1 protein-coding gene is annotated in these 766 nt (G+C 57.8%); it reads right to left on the reverse strand.

What is annotated here, in order from left to right:
* Window positions 1–87 precede the first annotated feature (87 nt).
* Window positions 88–766 (reverse strand): tyrosine-type recombinase/integrase (locus tag PKKP23_RS33490; RefSeq protein WP_126880087.1); only part of this gene is annotated, 679 nt, incomplete at its 5' end.

Below are 766 nucleotides of genomic sequence, written 5' to 3' on the forward strand. Positions count from 1 at the left end.
TTATGCGGTGTTGCCGGTTATGCGCAGTTGGTCACCAGCCCGTCGGACATGTCGAGCATTGGGCATGATGGCGCTGCGCATAACGGGCTAGTGCTTGACCGGTCTCAGCATCTCAATCAAAGCATCGGGGGGACGAAAATGTCCTCTCCTAAGGTTCGGAATTCCGGCAGCCGCGAGCGCCTCCAGTTTCTCTGTCGGGTCTGCGCGGAGATAGATTTCCGTGCTCTGAACCTTGGCGTGACCGAGCCACAGTGCAACCCTGCGGACATCGTGCGTCGCCTGCAAGGTATGCATCGCGCAGGAATGGCGCAGTACGTGTGGCGAGACGCGTTTCTTCGCGAGCGATGGCTGTAGCACCGCCGCAGCTTTCGCATGTTTGGCCAGAATGTATTCAAAGCCAGCGCGTGTCATCGCGCTGCCGCGTGCATTCAGAAACACTTCTGGGTCGCCCGCTGACGCTCGCACAGCAAGCCATGCACGTATCGCCGTTGCGGTTTGCTTCCATAGCGGGAGTATACGTTCACGCCTCCCTTTGCCGTAGATGTGAATCGCGGCCTGCGTCGAAAGCTCCAGTTGGTCGATCCGCAACTGAACCAGCTCTGAAACTCGAAGACCCGCCGCGAAGGCGAGATGCAACATGGCACGATCGCGAATACCCATTGAAGTCGTCAAATCCGGGCTATCCAGAATCGATTGCATTTCTGGCATAGTCAGGTAGTCGACGAGCGCTTCGTCGGCTCTCTTCTGGGGGATTGCATGAATTCGC

Source organism: Paraburkholderia kururiensis JCM 10599 = LMG 19447, from assembly GCF_003986935.1.
Classification (GTDB): domain Bacteria; phylum Pseudomonadota; class Gammaproteobacteria; order Burkholderiales; family Burkholderiaceae; genus Paraburkholderia; species Paraburkholderia kururiensis.